Raw genomic sequence first — 18,805 nt, 5'->3', positions numbered from 1 at the left:
GAGAGAGGCCAGCGACGCCAGCCGCCGCCATGCAGCGGACCATCCAACGATTGAAGGCATGGGAAAACAGGATCAACCCGTACTCGAGTTCGGACAGGGCCGGCGAGCTTCCGCCTGCCAGATGCGCAGACGATACGATCAGTTCGCCCGTCGATCTCGATTCTTGTGCCTGATCCTTCGGCAGGGTCGTCGCCATGCTTCAGGCCTCCTTCTTGCCATAGCCGCCGCCGGTCGGCGTGACCACGGTGAATGCCTCGCCCGCTTCAAGCTCGGTGTGATCGCTGCCGGACAACGCCTCGATGAAGCCGTCGTTGCGGCGCACGAAGTTGCGTCCGATTTCACCGGGCTCGCCGCCGTCGAGCCCGAATGGTGCCACGCGGCGGTGGCCGGAGAGGATGGCGAACTGCAATCTTTCCCGGGTGCGGATGGTGCGCTTCGTACCATTGCCGGCCGACCAGCGACCGCGCCCGCCCGAATCCGGGCGGATGTGGAAATCCTCCAGCACCACCGGGAACCGTGTTTCGAGTATCTCGGGGTCCGTCAGGCGCGAATTGGTCATGTGGGTGTGGACGGCGTCGGCGCCGCTAAAGCCTGGCCCGGCGGGGGCTCCGGAGCAGATCGTTTCGTAATATTGGTACTGGTCGTTTCCGAACGTCAGATTGTTCATGGTCCCTTGCGCCGCGGCCATCGCCCCGACAGCGCCGAAGAGGCAGTTGGTGACCGCCTGGCTGACTTCGACATTGCCGGCCACGACCGCGGCCGGATATTTCGGTGTCAGCATCGTCCCGTCGGGGATCACGATGCGGATGGGCCTGAGGCAACCGGCATTCATCGGGATATCGGCCTCGACGAGGACACGGAAGACGTAGAGCACGGCTGCCCGTGTCACCGGCCGCGGCGCGTTGAAATTGTCGGCCCGTTGATCGGACGTGCCGGTGAAATCGACGGTCGCCTCTCGCCTCTCCCGGTCGATCGAGATCCGGACGACGATTTTGCAGCCCTGGTCCATCTCATAGCTAAAACGTCCGTCCGGAAGCCTGTCGAGAACGCGGCGGACGCTTTCGGCGGCGTTGTCCTGGACGTGACCCATATAGGCATCGACCACCTCTTCCCCGAAGAGCGCGATCATTTTCGTCAACTCCGCCACGCCCTTTTCGTTTGCCGCCACCTGCGCCTTCAGGTCGTTGACGTTTTGAACCAGGTTGCGGACGGGGTGGAGCGCGCCGGTCAGCAGCGCCGCCAGCTCTTCCTCGCGGAAACGGCCGCGGTCGAGGAGCTTGAAGTTGTCGATATAGACGCCTTCCTCATCGATATTGGTTGCCAACGGCGACATCGACCCGGGTGAAATGCCGCCGATATCGGCGTGGTGGCCGCGACTGGCGACCCAGAAGCGAATGTGTCTGCCCTCATCGTCGAAGACCGGCGTACAGACGGTCAGGTCGGGCAGATGCGTGCCGCCGTTATAGGGCGCATTGATGAGGAATACGTCGCCGGGATGGATGACCGGGTTCTCGCGTATCGCGGTCGCCACCGAGGCGTCCATCGATCCGAGATGCACCGGCATATGCGGTGCGTTGGCGACCAGATTGCCCTCGGCGTCGAAGACAGCGCAGGAGAAATCCAGCCGCTCCTTGATGTTGACGGAATAGGCCGTGTTCTGCAGCGTCACGCCCATCTGCTCGGCAATCGACATGAAGAGATTGTTGAATATCTCCAGCATGACCGGATCGGCCTTGGTCCCGATCGCGGTGCGCTCCGGCAGCGCTTTGATGCGGGCAAGAACGATATGGTCTTTCGTGGTCAGCCTTGCCTGCCAGCCGTCCTCAATGACAATCGTCTGGTTCGGTTCGATGATGATGGCGGGCCCCGTTACCGTCTGCCCCGGAATGATCGTCTCGCGTCGGACGACTGCGGCATCATGGGTCAGCCCTTGCGAATGGAACCGCGTTCTGAGCTTCGCCGTGGCCTCGCCGTCGCCATGGGCTTCAAGCACCGTGTCGATCTCGGGCGCGGCACCGCCGATCGTCTCGACCTCGATGGCTTCGACCGCCAGCGGCTTGCCCTTGGCGATGAAGCCGAAGCGGCGTTTGTGCAGGATCTCGAACTCCCGTCGAAGGCGCAAAGCGTCGTCATGATCCGGGAAACTCGCTTCGACCGCGAGTATCGTGTCCGTACCGGCGTAGCGGATATGGGCGCGCAGCACCGTTCGGATCTCGGCGGGGTGAACACCTTGCGCGTGCAGTTCCGGCAGGCATTCGCCCTGAAGTGCCGCGCCGAGGGCGGCTATTGCGGCGGGCGCCGCTTCGTCGAGGGTGACACCCAGCGCCTTCTGGCGGGTGGCGCGGATGTCGGCAAGCCCCATGCCATAGGCCGAAAGCAGGCCGGACATCGGGTGCAGGAGGATGCTCTTCATGCCGAGCGCATCGGCCACCAGACAGGCGTGCTGGCCGCCGGCGCCGCCGAAGCAATTGAGCGCATAACGGGTGACGTCGTAGCCGCGCTGGACGGAGATCTTCTTGATCGCCTCGACCATGTTGGCGACAGCGATGCGGATGAAGCCGTCTGCGACCTCCTCGGCGCTACGGCCGTCGCCGATGCGACGGGCGAGCTCCTCGAACTTGAGGCGCACCGTTTCCAGATCAAGCGGCTGGTCCTGGTTCGGGCCGAAGATGGTCGGGAAGAATGCCGGCAGGAGTTTGCCCGTCACGACGTTGGCGTCGGTCACCGCCAGCGGTCCTCCATTGCGATAGCAGGCGGGGCCGGGCTGGGCGCCGGCCGAATCCGGCCCGACGCGGAAGCGCCCATTGTCGAAATGCAGGATCGAGCCGCCGCCGGCTGCCACCGTGTGGATCAGCATCATCGGCGCACGAACGCGGACGCCTGCCACCTCGGTCTCAAAGGAGCGTTCATATTCGCCGTCGAAATGTGCGACATCTGTCGAGGTGCCGCCCATATCGAAGCCGATGACATTGGAAAAACCTGCCTGCTCGCCGGTCTTGGCAAGACCGACCACGCCGCCTGCCGGTCCCGACAGGATCGCATCTTTGCCCTGGAACATGTCGGCAGCAGTCAGCCCGCCCGATGACATCATGAACATGACGCGGGCGCCGATGCGCTCGATGTCCAGTTCGTCGGAGACCTGGGCGACGTAGCGGCTAAGGACCGGCGACAGGTAGGCGTCGACAACGGTCGTATCGCCGCGCCCTACCAGCTTGATTAGCGGCGACACTTCGTGACTGACGGAAACCTGTTCGAAGCCAATGGCCCGCGCCGTCCTTGCCACGGCCGCTTCGTGCTCCGGGAATTTATAGGCGTGCATGAAGACGATCGCCACGGCGCGGTAACCTTTCGCGCGCAGCTCGGCAAGGGCTGCGTGCGTCGCACCCTCGTCCAGCGCCAGTTCGACGGTGCCGTCGGCAAGAACCCGTTCTTCGATCTCGACCACGTCGTCATATAGCGCCTCGGGCTTGATGATCTCGGTCGCGAAGATCTTCTTGCGTTCCTGGTAGCCGATCCGCAAGGCATCGCCAAATCCCTTGGTCGTCACCAGGGCCAACCGCTCGCCCTTGCGCTCAAGCAGGGCGTTCGTGGCGACGGTCGTCCCCATGCGGACCTCGCCGATCAGCCCGACCGGGATCGGCGCGCCATCGGTCAGCCCAAGGTGGAGACGTATGCCATGCACCGCTGCGTCGCGATAGGCAGTCGGGTTTTCGGAGAGGATCTTGCGTGCGTGCAGCCGTCCCTCCGGGTCGCGTCCGATGATATCCGTGAACGTACCGCCGCGATCAATCCAGAAATCCCATCCCGTCATTTTGCTGCTCCGTACCTTCAGATCTTCATCGACAATTCATCGATAAATTATCGATGAATTGTCGTCAAGATAAGCCTGTACCGACTCTGCGACGCTAAAGAACCTCCCTCAGCTGCTACATTCTCCGGCGACGCAACTGGTCGAAGTAGACGATCACGATGATCAGTACGCCGGTGATGATGCGCTGCCAGAAGGAATTGACGTTGAGGAGATTGGCGCCGTTGTTGATCGTTGCCAAAATGAAGGCGCCGATCAACGGCCCCTGTACGGAACCGATCGCCCCGAAGAGGCTCGTGCCACCGATGACCGAAGAGGCGATTGCCTGGAGTTCCCAGCCGTCTGCCTGCGTGGCGTTGCCGATGCCGATGCGCGAGGCAAGAAGCACGCCGACGAAGGCCGCGCAGGTCGCCGACAGGATGTAGGCGAGATAGATCATGCGATTGACGTTGACGCCGGATAGACGCGCCGCCTCGCGGTTCGAACCGACCGCAAAGAGATATCGGCCCCAGCGGCTGAGATGCAGGAAGAAATAGGCGGGGATCGCCACCAGGATCACCATCCAGAACAGACTTGGCACACCGAAGAAATCCGCCCGGGCGAAATTGGTGAAACCTTCATTGGTAATGTTGATGGTCGAACCATTGGTGATCAGAAGGCCGATGCCGCGCAATGACGTCAGCGTCGCAAGCGTGATGATAAATGGGGGCAGGCCCATGCGTACGATGCCGAAGCCATGAAACACGCCGATCGCCACCCCCATCAGCAATGTCAGGACGATCGATAGCCACAACGGCACTCCGGCCTGGATGAGCCAGGCGAGGATGACGCTGGTGAAGCCGACGATCGCGCCGACCGACAAGTCGATGCCGGCTGTGATGATGACGAAGGTCTGGCCAAGCGCCAGGATCGCCGTCATCGCCCCTTGCCGCAGCAGGTTGCTGATGTTCAACGGCGTCCAGAAGCTGACGGTCCAGATGCCGAGCAGAATCCAGAGGAAGAGCAGAAGGCCTATCAGCGTAAGGCTGAAGAGGATGTTCATCCTGCGGCCAGGTGCGGGGGCGGTGACCTCGGTGGTGGTGACTGTCATGGATTCGTTCCCATTTATTCTTGGTCTAGCTCAAACGCCGATCGCTTCGCCGAGAACTTCCTCATGCGAAGCCTTGTGATAATCGTGACTGGCCACGAGATGGCCCTGGCGGAAGACGTGCAGTCGGTCGGCGAGTTCGTACACCTCGGGGAGGTACGACGAGATCAGGATGATGCCGGCGCCCTGCTTCAACAGCGCTGCAAAGAGCCTGTAGATTTCCGCTTTGGTTCCGACGTCGACGCCGACGGTCGGCTCGTCGAAGATGAAAAGCCGGGCCCCGTGGCTCAGCCATTTGCCGATGACGACCTTCTGCTGGTTGCCGCCCGACATGCTGGATGCCAGCACCCTGCGCGTCGGCGTCTTGATACTGAGATCGCGGATCTGTCGATCGGCGTTGGTCGCTTCGTCGCTGCGGCTGATCAACGGCCCCTTGCTCAGGCGCTCGAAGACCGGCAAGTTGATGTTGAGGCCAATCGGCAGATTGAGGCAGAGACCCTGGTCGCGCCGGCTTTCCGGGGCGAGCGCGATGCCGAGGCGCATGGCATCCCGCTCGTTGCGGATGGTGACTTTTTTCCCCTGCCAGTGAATTTCTCCAGCCGATACAGGCTGGCGACCATAAAGGCCGAGCGCGAATTCGCTGCGACCGGCGCCGATCAGCCCATAGAGCCCGACGATTTCGCCGGCACGGACGGTCAACGAGACATCCTCGAACCCAGGGCCGGAAAGGCCGCGTACGTCGAGGATCGTCTCGCCGGCGGGGATTTGCTCCTTGTGATAGATCTGCTCCAGCGATCGATTGATCATCAGCGCGATCAACTCGTTTTCGTTGGTTTCACCGATCGTGCGCGTACCGACATGGGTGCCGTCGCGCAGGACCGAGACGCGGTCGGCGAGTTCGAAGACCTCTTCCATTCGGTGGCTGATATAGACGATCGTCACCCCTTCGCTCTGCAGTCGTCGGATCAGCTTGAACAACTGGGCCGATTCCTGGCGCGTCAGATAGGCGGTGGGCTCATCGAAAATCAGAAATTGCGTGCCGCGCATGGCAGCGCGGGCGGTCGCGACCAGCTGTTGCTGGCCGATCGTCAACGATCCGAGCAGCGCCGGCGCCGGCAGCCCGAAGCCGAGATCGTCAAGAACGACCTGTGCTTCCTTCTCCATCTCGCGCTTGCGCATCATGCCGAAGCGGTTCAGTTCGTCGCCAAGAAAGAGGTTGGCGGCAACCGTCAGGTGCGGGCAAAGCACGACTTCCTGATGGACCGCATTGATGCCGCGAGCGATTGCCTCATTGGGTGTCGCCAATTGCACGGGGTGGCCGCACCAGACGACTTCGCCGGCCGTCCGCCTGATAACACCGGTCAGGAGCTTGATGAGGGTCGATTTTCCAGCACCGTTCTCCCCGACGATGGCGTGGATTTCGCCTGCGAGGAAGGAGATCGTTGCGGGCTTCAGTGCTTCGACATAGCCGTAATTCTTCTGGAGGCCCACCAGTTCCAGGATCGGCGATCCCGGCGGCACGCGAGTTGCTTCGGTTTTCTTGCTGTCGTCGTGCCGATGACTGATCTCTTCGAGGCTAGTCATGAAGTTCTCCTTCTTCGCCAAGCGTCGGCCGGCCCATCTTGCGACGGGCCGGGATAAAAGCAAAGCCGCGCCCGTTTGCCGGACGTGGTTCGGTCCTTACTTGACCTTGGGGTTGATCAGGGCGTCGATCTTCGGATCGGCCATATTGGCCTTCGTCACCAGGTTTGCGCCGGTATCGACATTGGCCTCGACCTTCTCCTTCTTGGAGGCGGCGAGCGCCGTCTTGATGCCGTCATAGCCCATCCGGTAAGGGTCCTGAACGACGAGTCCGGCCAGCGCACCTTCCTTGAGGAAGCCGACCGTCTTGTCGTCGCTGTCAAAGCCGATGACCTTGATCTTGTCGCCGAGTTTGTTTTCAGCGATTGCCTGGCCAACGCCCTGCGCCATGATCAGGTTCGAGGCAAAGACACCGACGAGTGTCGGGTTTGCCGTGATCAGGTCGGTCATCATGTTGAGACCGGTGGTGGCCTGGCCGTCGGCATACTTGTCGGCGATGACCTTCAGGTTCGGATACTTCGTCTTGATCTGGTCAAGAAAGCCTTCACGGCGCTGATCGAGCGAACCGACGCCCGGCAGGCTGGTGATGATGGCGATGTCGCCGCTATCCTTGCCGGTTGCCGTCTTGATGGCAGCGGCAAGACCGTCAGCTGCGATACGGCCGCCCTGGACGTTGTCGGTGGTCAGGAACGACGTGAACGCCTTGCTGTCGGCCCCGCTGTCGATGCCGATAACAGGAACCGACTTGGCAGCTTCGTCGACCGGCTTGCCGAGTGCCTTGAATTCGGTCGGCGAGATGACGACAGCGGCGGGCTTGCCGGCGACGGCATTTTCAAGAATGCTGATCTGGCCGTTGATGTCGGATTCCGACTGGGCGCCGAGTTCCGGCACCTTGACGCCGAGATCCTTGCCGGCCTTGCGGGCGCCTGCAAGCACGATCTGCCAATAGAAGGACGTGGTATCCTTGACGATGATCGGGATCGTCACGTCGGCTGCATAGCTAGGCACTGGCGTGGCGGCGGCAAGCATGGCCACGCCGGCAAGGGCGGTGAACGTGCGGCGGGACAGTATGGACTTAAACATGGTCATTGGTTTCTCCTCTCAACGCGCTCTTGCTCCTGCATACCGCTCCGTTGAACGCCTTCGGCTCGGTATCATGGACGCCCGATAACGGGCTCATGCATTGCGCGGGCGCCGATGGCGATACGCGCAAGAACAGGCTTTTCTCCTCCTCGAAGCCGTCTTGCGGACGACCCCGATAGCTCCCAATTCCCTCAGACGCGCACCGCTTCTTCTCCAAGTGGCGGTGCGACAAGGGTATATTCCTCAAATTTCCTGTATAATTCAGCCGGCAACCGTGGTTCCAGAAGCGGCATGTTGCGTTTCAGGCTGGATGCCCTAGCCGTCCCGATCAGCACCGAGGCAACCACCGGGTTCAGCAAGGGAAACTGCATGGCCGGTGCGGCAAGCTCGAGGCCATGGCTGCGGGCAACCGCTTCGAGCCCGCGAACCTTGGCCAGCACCTCGTCTGAAGCCGGCATGTAGTCGAAATTCGAGCCCGGAACCGCCCCCGTCGCCAGGACGCCCGAGTTGAACACGCCGCCGATGACGAGTGACGTGCCCTTTTTCTCGCAAAGCGGCAACAGCTCTGCGACCGCGGAGCGATCGAGCAACGTATAGCGCCCGGCCAGCAGAATGGCGTCGATATCCGCCTCTCGCATGACGTCGAGGCATACTGGCACCTCGTTGACGCCAAGACCGTAGGCCTTGATCGCGCCGGACGATTTCAGCTCTTCGAGCGCCTTAAGGCCTGAGCCCAGCAACTGGCCGAGATAGTGCGTGTTCTTGGCCTTGCCGTGGGTATATGCGCCGATGTCGTGGACGAAGAGCATGTCGATCCGGTTGAGGCCGAGGCGGGCATAGCTGAATTCGACCGAGCGCATGATGCCGTCATAGGAATAATCATAGTCGGCGTCGAAGGAGAGTGGGTCGACGTAGCTATAGTCCGGCACCGTGCCGGTGGGCACCGGCCGCAGCAGGCGTCCGACCTTGGTCGAGAGCACGTAGCTGTCTTCCGGCTGGTCGCGCAGGAAATCGCCGAAGCGACGCTCGGCAAGCCCGAGACCATACCATGGCGCCACGTCGAAATAGCGGATGTCGCTATCCCAGGCTGCTTGCAGCGTCTCCATGGCCTGATCGCGTGGGCAGGTGCGGTAAAGGCCGCCGAGTGCCGCGCCGCCGAAACTGATTTCGGTGACTTCCAGACCCGTTCTGCCAATTTGCCTCCTCTTCATCACCTCTCCCTTGTGATGTTTTCAACCATTGCCCTAGAGCGTCGCGCCGAGATGCCAAGGAACAAACTCGTTGTCGCCATAGCCGAAGCTCTCGCTCTTCGTCTTTTTTCCCGAAGCGGTTTCGATGATCAGTTCGAAGATCTCGCGGCCCTTTCGCTCGATCGTCGCCTCGCCGGTGGCAATCGTGCCGCAATCGATGTCCATGTCCTCTTCCATGGCGTCATAGAGCGCCGAATTGCTGGAGAGCTTGAAAGACGGTGCAGGGCGCGAACCAAAGCAGCTGCCGCGACCCGTCGTAAAGGCGATCATGTTGGCGCCGCCTGCCACCTGGCCGGTTGCCGAAACCGGATCGTAGCCGGGCGTGTCCATGAAGACCAATCCGTGGCTGGTGACGCGCTCGGCATAGCCGTAGACTGCGGTCAGCGGCGAGCGGCCGCCCTTTGCAACGGCGCCGAGCGACTTTTCGAGGATGGTCGTCAACCCGCCGCGCTTGTTGCCGGGGGAGGGATTGTTGTCGAGCGAGGCGCCGTGCAGCGCCACATATCGTTCCCACCAGGCGATCTTTTCATCGAGCTTGGCGGCGACGTCCTCGCTGACGGCCCGACTGCGCAACAGGTGTTCCGCGCCGTAGATTTCTGACGTTTCCGAAAGGATGGCGGTGCCCCCCGCGGCCGCAAGGATATCTGCAGCCGAACCAAGCGCCGGATTTGCGGTAATGCCCGAAAAGCCGTCTGAGCCACCACACTGCAGACCGACAATGATTTCGCTGATGGAGATCGGCTCGCGGCGGGCGCTTCCGACTTCCTGACAGATTTCCTTGAGCACGCCCATCGCCAAGGCAACCGCGCGTCGCGAACCACCCGCATCCTGTATATTGAAATGCCGCTTGCTGGCGCCGGCGCCGCTCTGCCCGTAGAGCGTCAGCTGGTTGACCTCGCAACCGAGACCGATCATCAGCACGCCGCCGAAATTGGCGTGTCTCGTATAGCCGGCAAGCGTCCGGTGTAACGTCGCCATTCCGTCGCCGGTGGAGCTCATTCCGCAACCCTGGTCGTGAACGATCGGCACGAAACCATCAATGCCGTCGTAGTGCGGCAACAAGGTGCGGTTAGCCTCCTCCGCGATGGCGCGGCAAACCGTGGTGGAACAGTTCACGCTGGCGATGATGCCGATATAATTGCGCGTCGCGGCGCGGCCGTCGGCGCGACGATAGCCCATGAAGGTGCGAGCCTTGTCGGCTTCGGTCGCTGCTTCCGGGGGCGCTGAGGCCGTTGCGGACAAGCGGTCGTTTTCAAAATGCAGGTTATGGCTGTGCACGTGGTCACCCGCCTTGACCTCCGAAGTCGTGCGGCCGATTGCCTGGCCGTATTTCAAGACGGCGCCGCCCTCGGCGATATCCGTGAGAGCAAACTTGTGGCCGGGATCGATCTTTTCCCGCGTGGAAACGCCGCTTGCGACTTCCGTGCCGGGGGCGATGGCAGCGGTCGCGACGGCAACATTGTCGCCTTCAGACAGGATGAGCCAGGGTTGGTTGTTCAACATCATCTCCCTGAGTTGGCGACTGCTACATTGGCGATCGCGGATTGATTTTGTTTTTTATCTACAATAAACATTTTGAAGTCAACGGGGAAATATCCATCGTAGACGGGGGAGAAAAACAGCCGCAGGCGGCAAGCGCTTCGATCAGCAGGGCGCGTCGTAAAAGCTTCGAGAATTGACGGCGGCGCCGGCGTTTTCCTGCGTTGCGATCCGTCGGGGCTATGCGGGAAGCGGGGTGACATGGCCAGGCAGAACACGCTGTTCAAGGAGGCGTTCAACCGCTATGCGGCGGTCTTGAAGCCGGATGCCGCTTTACCATCCGAGCCGGAGATCGCAGCCCAGCTCGGCATCAGCCGCAGCACGGCCCGCGCCATTTTGCTGCGCCTCAGCGACGCCGGAATCATCCGCTGGAACAAACGCCAGAAGATCGTGCTGCGTCAGCCGACCGACGCCGACCTCTTTCCCGAGGAGGAGACGAATTCGCTGCATGACATTATCGAGCGCAGCTTCATGCTCCGGATCATGTCCGATGACGCGGAGCCAGGAATGCAGATCAACGAGCTCGAACTCGCCCGGGAGATCGGCACGGGAACCACGAGTGTCAGGGAATTCCTCATTCGCTTCAGCCGTTTCGGCTTGATCGAGAAACGGCCGAACAGTCACTGGATCCTCAAGGGTTTCACCCGCGAATTCGCGCTGGAACTTGCCGATGTCCGCGAGATGTTCGAGCTGCATTCGGCGTCGGAATTCGGGCGGTTGCCGGCAAACCATGTCGCCTGGTCGCATCTGGCCGAGATCGAGCAGGAGCATCACGAACTGCTTTCGAAATTCGATGCCCATTACAGGGAGTTTTCGCAGCTCGACGAAAAATTCCATCTGCTCATCCATCGCGCCTCGAAGAACCGGTTCATCGCCGACTTCTATGACGTGATTTCAGTGGTTTTCCACTATCACTACCAATGGAACAAGGCGTTTGCCCGCGAGCGCAATTCGCGCGCTATCGCCGAACACATGGACTATATCGCCGCATTGAAATCGGGCGACCCGCAACGGATCGACGAAACCTGCCGGAGGCACCTGACGTCCGCGCGGCAGACGTTGCTGCAATCCATTCCTGAAACTATTAGCGAGGGGACTGAAAACCTGTGAAGACGCCCATCATGCAATTCGGCACAAGCCGTTTCCTGCAAGCGCATGCCGACCTGTTCATCAGCGAAGCGATGGAACGGGATGAGGCCCTCGGGCCCGTGACCGTTGTGCAGACGACCGGGTCTAAAGATCGTGCCGAGCGGCTCAAGGGGCTTGCAGTCGATGCAGGCTTCCCGGTTCGCATCCGGGGTATCGAAAACGGTGCGCCGGTCGATAGGACGCAAAAGGTCAAGAGCGTTCGCCGCGCACTTTCGGCAGGTCGGGACTGGAGCGAGATCGAAACCATCTTTGTCGAGGAAGTCGAACTTGTTCTCTGCAACACCGCCGATCGCGGCTACGACGTCTCGGATGAAAGCGACAAATTACCGGCGAGCCTGCCGGCATCTTTCCCGGGCAAGCTCACCGCGCTTCTGCATGCTCGTTTCCTGGCAAACAGATCCCCGCTTTCGGTGTTGCCGTGCGAATTGATCAGCAACAACGGCGAGGTCCTGCGTGGCATCGTCGCGAACCTGGCGCAGCGCTGGTATGCGGATCACGACTTCGACGCCTGGATCAAGGCGGACGTGATCTTCTGCAACACGCTGGTCGATCGCATTGTGTCGGAAGCGCTCTCGCCTGCCGGCGCCGTAGCTGAACCCTATGCGCTATGGGCGATACAACGCGTCGCTCGCCAGGGCTTGCCCTGTACCCATCCGGCGATCGTGATCGCAGACGATATTGCACCTTTTGAGCACCTGAAGCTCTTCATCCTCAATCTCGGACACACGGTCCTTGCAAATCGCTGGATCGCTAAGGGCCGGCCGGACGGTCTGACCGTGCGCGAAATTCTGGGCGATGCCGACACCAAAGGCCTTTTGCTGGCAATCTATGAAAGTGAAGTCGTGCCAGGTTTCGCTGCAAGGCAAATGCGAGAGGAGGCTGAAGCCTACGTGGCGACCACGATGGACCGGTTCCAAAATCCATTCCTCGAACATCGGCTCAGCGACATTGCCCAAAACCATGAGGAAAAGGTCACCCGCCGTCTTGAAGGTTTCATGAACTGGTCGGGCACCGAAGGGCCGCAGCTGAAACAGATCGTCCGATCGGTTCGTTGAGGCGGGTTGCAGCCCATTCGACAAACCGATTTCACCGGCATAGAACGAGCTTTGATCGCCCGGCCGGTAACCCCTGACGGCCCTCGATCCGTTTTTTTAAGGAGCGTGCGGTATGGAAGATGACGAGTTCATGGCGTTGTACAATGCCGGAAAATTCAAGGAAGCGCTGACGTTCATCAACGGCGGCAAGGAAAAGGCCAAATATTCGCCCAGCCGCTATGCCATCGACAAGAAGATTGGAAAGCCCGTTTTCTATCGCGGCAACAAGCGCGTCGAAAGAGACGAAAACGGCGAATGGCAACCGGCGAAAGGCAAGTACGAGGGATAGCTGACGGGCGGCGGCGCGCAGGCGGCATGTCGGGCCCGGCTTCACGGTTGAACGTCGGCTCGCTTTAGGGCTAAGAGGGCGCAGTGATTCCTCGCCGGCAACAAGCACTGTCCCCCATGTTCCGCAAAATATTCAATCCGCTTGCAGCAAATCCCGTCTTGGCCGGGATCGTCCTGATGCTTGTCGGCAACTTCATGTTCGCGCTCAACGACGCGATGGGGAAGTGGCTGGTCGGGAGCTTTTCGGTCGGGCAGGTACTTTTGATGCGCTCGGCAGGCGCGGTGGTCGTCCTCGGCCCGATGGTCGCGCGTCAGGACCTGAACGCGCTTATCAAGGTGCACCGCCCGAGCCTGCATGTGCTGCGCGTCGCGATGGCAACAGCCGACGTCACCTTGTTTTACGCCGCCGTCGTCCATTTGCCGCTTGCTGATGTCATGACATTTTATATGGCGGGCCCGATTTATGTCGCCGCGATCTCGCACTTCTTCCTCGGCGAAAAGGTTGGATGGCGCCGCTGGCTGGCAATTCTCATCGGCTTTGGCGGCGTGCTGGTAGCGCTTCATCCGTCGTCGGCTTCGCTGTCCTGGTCATCGGTCTTCGCGCTGGCGGGCAGCGTCTCCTATTCCTTGACCTTGGTTTTGAATAGGACGCTGCGCAGTACGACCGATGCCACGCTCGTGAGTTGGCAGACGATTGCCGCTTTTGTCGCCGGCATCCTGCTTTCAATCGGCCACTGGACGACGCCATCGTTGATCGATGTCGCCGCCATGCTGTTGCTGGGCATTGTTTCGTGTTCGGCGCATCTGTTGATCACAAGGGCGCTCAAGCTCGCGCCAGCATCACTCCTCGCTCCGTTGCAGTATAGCCTGCTTCTATGGGCGATCCTTTTCGGCTTCCTGTTCTTCGGCGACGCGCCAGGCCGGGAGATCCTGATCGGATCAGCAATCATCGTCTTTGCTGGCCTTTTCATTTTCCATCGAAAGGCGGTCGTCGACCAGGAAGTGCCTATCGAGGCCGTGCCACCCGACGGCCATTGAAGCTAAATAAACCTTTGCCGATTATCTGTCTCGCAGGCCGGACTTCGGTTGGCGTAATCCATGGGGTGACAATGAGACCGAAGTTTTTAGCCGCGATTTTGAGTGCCGCGATTGCATTCGGTGTTGGCTCCAGCGCCTATGGCGATGACTACAAAGCCTATAGCAAGACCGCAGAGAGCGTGACCGGCGATATCGCCATGGATGACTTCAGCATCAGCTTTGCCAATGGCGAGCAACTGGCTTTTTCCTCCCTGGTCGCCGATCACTTCCGGGTCGACGGCCACAAGGTGGGAGCGTCCGTCTACAGCGTCAAAGACCCCGCTGATCCGGAACTGGAAAACGGCAATCGGCTCTGCGGCGAGGGGGATGTGAGCTACGTCGCGACATGGGGTGCGGGTGAAGGCCTTGCCGCGGTTGCGGTGTTCACGGGTGACAATCCACCCAAAAGCGATGAGGAAATGTGCGCCTCCTACGTCTATCAGGATCCCGAATAGACACGTGCCAGCCACCCGCTACGCGCATAGCACATAGCTGCCTTGCAAATTCTTGCCTATGATTTGAGCAAGAATAGGATATGTTCATCCTCATCGAAGCAATGCACCTCCTCCCGCAGAGCTTCGATTTATCAGACGGTCCACTCCTCCTCCCGGGATCGTCTGATGGATCGGCAACACTCCTCCTCCCGGTTGCTGATCGGTTCTTTTCGAAAGCCTGCCGCACCTCCTCCCGCGGCAGGCTTTTTCGTTTTGGGCGAGTTTCGCGAAGAGACCGCGCCCTCCAGAGACGTTGCCCGTTCAACGGATCAATCCGAATATCAATGCCCAGCTACGGTACCTGTCTGCGCTGTTTCATGCGAGCGAGCGCCTCCGCCTGCTGCCGCGCGCGCGGCTGTCCGCCATCGGGCGCTGCCCTTTGAGGGGTCGCGTTGCCCCTGATAAAACTCGCCAGCGCCTTTATATTGGGACGTTCGAAGAGATCGTTCATCTGTAATTGCGGATGAACGCGTTGCTGCATGTCGCTCAACACGGCAAACATCTGCAGCGATGTTCCGCCCTGGTCAAAGAAGTTGGTGCTGATGCTGACATCCGGCACACCAAGCGCGCGCGACCAGATCGCGGCGATTTGCTGTTCCAGAGCGTCACGGGCGTCCGGAACGATCGGAGCGGATAAATGTGCCGGAGCCGGCAGGGCCTTGCGGTCAAGCTTTCCATTTTCGGTCATCGGCAGCGCCGCCATATCGACGACGGCCGATGGCAGCATGAAGTCCGGCAGGCTGCGCGACAAATATTCACGCAGCTGCGACGACGTGGCGGGCGTTTCCGATGGCACGACATAAGCAACCAGCCGGGCCTCGCCGCCAGGTCCGTCGGTCCGGGCGATGACGGCACAGGCGTTGACACCATGGTGCTTGGCAAGCAGGCTTTCGATTTCGCCGGTCTCGATCCGGAAACCACGAATCTTCACCTGATGGTCGCTGCGTCCGAGATATTCGAGATCGTCATCGGGCAGACGACGCGCCAGATCGCCGGTCTTGTACAGGCGTTGACGGGGGCTTCCGCCGACAGGTCCCCAGTCTATAAAGCGTTCCGCGGTGAGTTCGGGACGATTGAGATAGCCGCGGCAGACGCCGCCGCCGCCGACATACATCTCGCCTATTTCACCGACGGCCACGGGCATACGGGCGTCATCGAGCACATGAATTCCAAGGTCGGGTATCGGCGAGCCGATGACGCTGCCGCGGCCCTGCTCGACATCGGACCATTCAATCCGCCGATAGGTCACATGCACGGTCGTTTCCGTAATGCCGTACATATTGATCAGCCGCGGCTTGGCATCGCCATGTCGTTCGAACCAGGGCCTGAGCATCTGGAGTTCCAGGGCTTCGCCACCGAAGACGATATAACGCAGCGACAGGCTGCCAGCCGGCAGAGCCGCACGGCGATCCGCGTCAATCAACGTCCGAAATGCCGAGGGCGTCTGGTTCAGAACCGTCACCTTCTCGCTCACAAGCAGGTTCAGGAATTCACTGGGTGAACGGCTAATGAGGTATGGGACGACCACCACGCGGCCGCCATAGGCCAGCGCGCCCCAGATCTCCCAGACAGAAAAATCGAAGGCATGCGAATGGAAGAACGTCCAGACATCATCAGAACCGAAGCCGAACCAGTGCTCAGTCTCGGTGAATAGGCGGGCAACGTTCCTATGGGTGACTTCGCAGCCCTTCGGGCGACCGGTCGAGCCTGATGTGTAGATGACATAGGCCAATGCATCCAAGTCCGCATTGATCTCCGGCTCGCCTGCGGGCTCCTGCTCCAGGCTCTGCCTGTCGGTGTCGAGCAGGATGATCGGCATGTTGTTTCCGGGCAGCGACGAGCGGCTGGTCGATGTCGTGACCAGCGCAATGGGCCTTGCGTCGTCGAAGGTGAATTCAAGTCTCTCGCGCGGATAGCTTGGGTCAAGAGGCAGGTATCCGGCGCCGGATTTGAGGATTCCGAGCAGGCCAACGACCATGTCGATGGAACGCTCCAGGCCGATGGCAACAAGCGTTTCAGGGCCAGCGCCAAGCCGCTGCAACCGATGCGCAAGGCGATTGGCCCGCATGTTGAGTTCGCCATAGGTGATCGAGATGCCGTCGCACGTCACCGCCATCCGGTGCTTGTGCAGCGCCGCCTGCTCGGCGATGAGCATGTGGATCGGTACGTCGGCTACGATTCTATTGGCGATGTTCATGCATACTCCATGGAACCTGCTCGAACCGCAGGCGCTCTTTCCTTGCAAGCCGCTGGCAGGCATCTGTCGGCGTTTGCGGACGGCTTGGTGTTGTCCCCAGGCGACCGAGACGACCTCTGCGCGAGAGCAAGGACTATCCGTGTTCAGGAGCGCGCCGGCACAAATTCCCTCAACCCGCCGGCTTCAGTCGTCAGTCATGGCAAGGATACGGCTGCGTGAGGTTTTCTCAACTCAGGAATTGGAACAGGCTGTCATCCAAAATGGCCAATAACGCCTCAAAAGACGTATATCACGCTACCCCAGAGCAGTGGATGATCGACACCCTATCGCGCCTGGGCGAGATAGCCGGTTGCATTCAGTCTGCGGATTGACGTCAGAGCTCGGCCAGCATCCTCAGCACGCAGTCAGCGCTTTTATTCCAGGAGAAGCGAGACACATTGGTCTTGCCCGCAACGCGCAAATGCTCGCGCAGGACTTCGTCCTTGGCGATCCGACGCATGGCGTCGGTGAGCTCCTGCAAGTTGGTCGGATCGAAATAGAGCGCTGCTGCGCCCGAGGCTTCACGCACGGCCGGGATGTCGGCCGCCAGCACCGGGCAACCCTGCGTCATCGCTTCCAGAGGCGGGATGCCGAAGCCCTCGTAGAGACTGGGGAACACGAAGGCTGTCGCATTGCGCTCGAGGGCCGCGATTTCCGCGTCAGTCAATCGCCCGGGATAAAGGATAGTACTCGTCGAGGCAGCGTTGCTCGACTTGAAGACACTCGGTGCGCTACCGCCGACGACAACCAACTTGTGGCCTGTATCACCCAGCGCCTCGAAGGCGCGTATCGCGAATTCGAGATTCTTGTTCGGCTTGATCGTCCCGACCAGCAGAAAAAAGCCGTTTGGCCGCAAATTGAGCTTTTCGACGATGCGCGCGTCCGGCTTGATCGACGCAAAATGATCGACCGCGTTATAGACGACATCGATGCCGGCTGCGGGCACGTGAAAAACCGAGGCGAGTTCCTGGCGCGAAAATTCGGACACGGTGCCGATTTTCGCCGTCCGAGTTAGTACCGTGCCGATCGCGCCGTGCAAAAGCCGATAGTTGCGTTTGAAGGATTGCGGGTGCCGGAAGATGGTGGCGTCATGGATCACCACGACCTGCCGTCGGTGGAACAGCGGGCCGCTGCCGCCAAAGCCGATCAATCGGCCGCCGCGCGAGCGGTAATTGAGTACGGTCTGCTCCCATAGGTGACCGGGTCCAGAGCCGAATGCATCGACCGAAATACTCTTGAGGGCTATATCGATCGGTGTGCCCCGCGGCACGGCGAGCCGCCATTTTACGTCCTTCAATGCAGCCGGAACCTCGCCCGCCGCAATCCTGCTGTCCAATGCCAGCGTCAGCTCGCGGGCAAAGCGCTGCACGCCGGACTGTGGCTGGCCAAGGAAGCGGCCGTTGATGGTGATAGTCTGCACGCCGACGAGTTCTCCTTCGGTTTCCTCCATTTTCCGTGATTCTGGTGAAGGAAAGCTTAGCGAGGGAGTTCCGCTTTGCAAGGAGCTTGGATAGGGCGACGTTGTCGAGGGCTGCTGAGCACGAGAAAAAACAGGCTGTCCGGACGCAGAACGGGACGTGAATAAGAACATCTGACGGAGTACCTCGTTAATTCGGGGTTTTGCTGTTCATTTGAGTCTGAGGATTGATGCCATGCTCATGAGGAAAAGGACGCGAGCCATCGCGCTCGCCTCCAGGAAATATGTGCGCAGTCGATATTGATTGCCGGCCAGCCGGCGGTTGCGAGTTGCCCTGCGTCTCACGCCTGCCATCCAGACGAAAAACAGGATCGCATAGAGGCATAGGGAGCCGATCTGTTCGACCAACCAGGTAGTCACCTTGTTATTCTTCGGCTTGGCGATCTTGCGTGGGGACATAGCTGATGATAGCGCGCACTGGTGGGGCGAGCGCAATTAACCCCCATTCATCCTTTCGGGTGGTATGGCGCTATCTTCCCGGATGACCCTAGGCGATATGGCTCCGATATCGGCGCCTTATACCAGCGTGAGCGATCTCTGACTCTTTTTGAGGTTTCCAAATCAGTTGAGTTCTGAATCAATATCGCAAACTGAGGTTTGCGGATGACATCAGGAATTCCATTGCGCGATGACTTCGACGGC

Annotated in this window: 14 protein-coding genes and 1 pseudogene; 5 read left to right on the top strand and 10 right to left on the bottom strand. The window is 60.5% G+C overall.

What is annotated here, in order from left to right; translation table 11 throughout:
- The 7 genes and pseudogenes from CPY51_RS27330 to CPY51_RS27300 all read right to left on the bottom strand — a co-directional run.
- Window positions 1–196, bottom strand: a pseudogene (locus CPY51_RS27330) (winged helix DNA-binding protein); the annotation flags it as partial.
- Between the two features lie 3 nt (window positions 197–199).
- The gene (locus CPY51_RS27325) at window positions 200–3,811 is read right to left on the bottom strand and encodes a hydantoinase B/oxoprolinase family protein (RefSeq protein WP_111163378.1); all 3,612 of its coding nucleotides are present in this window, start codon (window positions 3,809–3,811) and stop codon (window positions 200–202) included.
- A 115-nt stretch (window positions 3,812–3,926) separates the two neighbouring features.
- On the bottom strand, window positions 3,927–4,898 hold the full coding sequence (locus CPY51_RS27320) for an ABC transporter permease (RefSeq protein ID WP_111163377.1): 972 nt from the start codon (window positions 4,896–4,898) through the stop codon (window positions 3,927–3,929).
- A gap of 30 nt (window positions 4,899–4,928) precedes the next feature.
- Window positions 4,929–6,479, bottom strand: coding sequence for a sugar ABC transporter ATP-binding protein (locus CPY51_RS27315; RefSeq protein ID WP_111163376.1), 1,551 nt, complete (start codon window positions 6,477–6,479; stop codon window positions 4,929–4,931).
- A 96-nt stretch (window positions 6,480–6,575) separates the two neighbouring features.
- Window positions 6,576–7,565, bottom strand: coding sequence for an ABC transporter substrate-binding protein (locus CPY51_RS27310; RefSeq protein WP_111163375.1), 990 nt, complete (start codon window positions 7,563–7,565; stop codon window positions 6,576–6,578).
- 185 nt (window positions 7,566–7,750) lie between these two features.
- On the bottom strand, window positions 7,751–8,770 hold the full coding sequence (locus tag CPY51_RS27305; protein ID WP_111163374.1) for an aldo/keto reductase: 1,020 nt from the start codon (window positions 8,768–8,770) through the stop codon (window positions 7,751–7,753).
- Between the two features lie 33 nt (window positions 8,771–8,803).
- Entirely contained in the window at window positions 8,804–10,309 is a 1,506-nt protein-coding gene (locus CPY51_RS27300; protein ID WP_195909633.1) for a UxaA family hydrolase, read from the bottom strand.
- A gap of 240 nt (window positions 10,310–10,549) precedes the next feature.
- Between CPY51_RS27300 and CPY51_RS27295 the strand changes: the two genes are divergently transcribed.
- The 5 genes from CPY51_RS27295 (at window position 10,550) to CPY51_RS27275 (ending at window position 14,411) form a co-directional block, all read left to right on the top strand.
- Window positions 10,550–11,458, top strand: coding sequence for a GntR family transcriptional regulator (locus CPY51_RS27295; RefSeq protein ID WP_111163372.1), 909 nt, complete (start codon window positions 10,550–10,552; stop codon window positions 11,456–11,458).
- Between the two features lie 11 nt (window positions 11,459–11,469).
- The gene (locus tag CPY51_RS27290; RefSeq protein WP_244598798.1) at window positions 11,470–12,552 is read left to right on the top strand and encodes a mannitol dehydrogenase family protein; all 1,083 of its coding nucleotides are present in this window, start codon (window positions 11,470–11,472) and stop codon (window positions 12,550–12,552) included.
- A 112-nt stretch (window positions 12,553–12,664) separates the two neighbouring features.
- Window positions 12,665–12,880, top strand: a complete 216-nt coding sequence (locus CPY51_RS27285) for a hypothetical protein (RefSeq protein ID WP_111163370.1) — start codon at window positions 12,665–12,667, stop codon at window positions 12,878–12,880.
- Window positions 12,881–12,996: 116 nt separating this feature from the next.
- Window positions 12,997–13,917, top strand: a complete 921-nt coding sequence (locus tag CPY51_RS27280; RefSeq protein ID WP_111163369.1) for a DMT family transporter — start codon at window positions 12,997–12,999, stop codon at window positions 13,915–13,917.
- 71 nt (window positions 13,918–13,988) lie between these two features.
- Window positions 13,989–14,411, top strand: coding sequence for a hypothetical protein (locus CPY51_RS27275; protein ID WP_244598797.1), 423 nt, complete (start codon window positions 13,989–13,991; stop codon window positions 14,409–14,411).
- A 331-nt stretch (window positions 14,412–14,742) separates the two neighbouring features.
- On the opposite strand, the gene CPY51_RS27270 is transcribed toward CPY51_RS27275, so the two are convergent.
- The 3 genes from CPY51_RS27270 to CPY51_RS27260 all read right to left on the bottom strand — a co-directional run bounded on the left by CPY51_RS27270 (window position 14,743) and on the right by CPY51_RS27260 (window position 18,523).
- Window positions 14,743–16,647 carry an amino acid adenylation domain-containing protein gene (locus CPY51_RS27270; protein WP_195909632.1) on the bottom strand — a complete coding sequence of 635 codons (1,905 nt, stop codon included), beginning with the start codon at window positions 16,645–16,647 and terminating at the stop codon, window positions 14,743–14,745.
- 373 nt (window positions 16,648–17,020) lie between these two features.
- Entirely contained in the window at window positions 17,021–18,136 is a 1,116-nt protein-coding gene (locus CPY51_RS27265; protein WP_244598796.1) for a glycosyltransferase family 4 protein, read from the bottom strand.
- Window positions 18,137–18,313: 177 nt separating this feature from the next.
- The gene (locus CPY51_RS27260; protein ID WP_146260178.1) at window positions 18,314–18,523 is read right to left on the bottom strand and encodes a hypothetical protein; all 210 of its coding nucleotides are present in this window, start codon (window positions 18,521–18,523) and stop codon (window positions 18,314–18,316) included.
- Between the last annotated feature and the right edge of the window lie 282 nt (window positions 18,524–18,805).

The organism is Arminella tubonensis (assembly GCF_003240585.1).
GTDB lineage: Bacteria > Pseudomonadota > Alphaproteobacteria > Rhizobiales > Rhizobiaceae > Rhizobium > Rhizobium tubonense.
The sequence above is the reverse complement of the archived record's forward strand: the minus strand, read 5'-3'. Positions and strand labels throughout refer to the sequence as shown.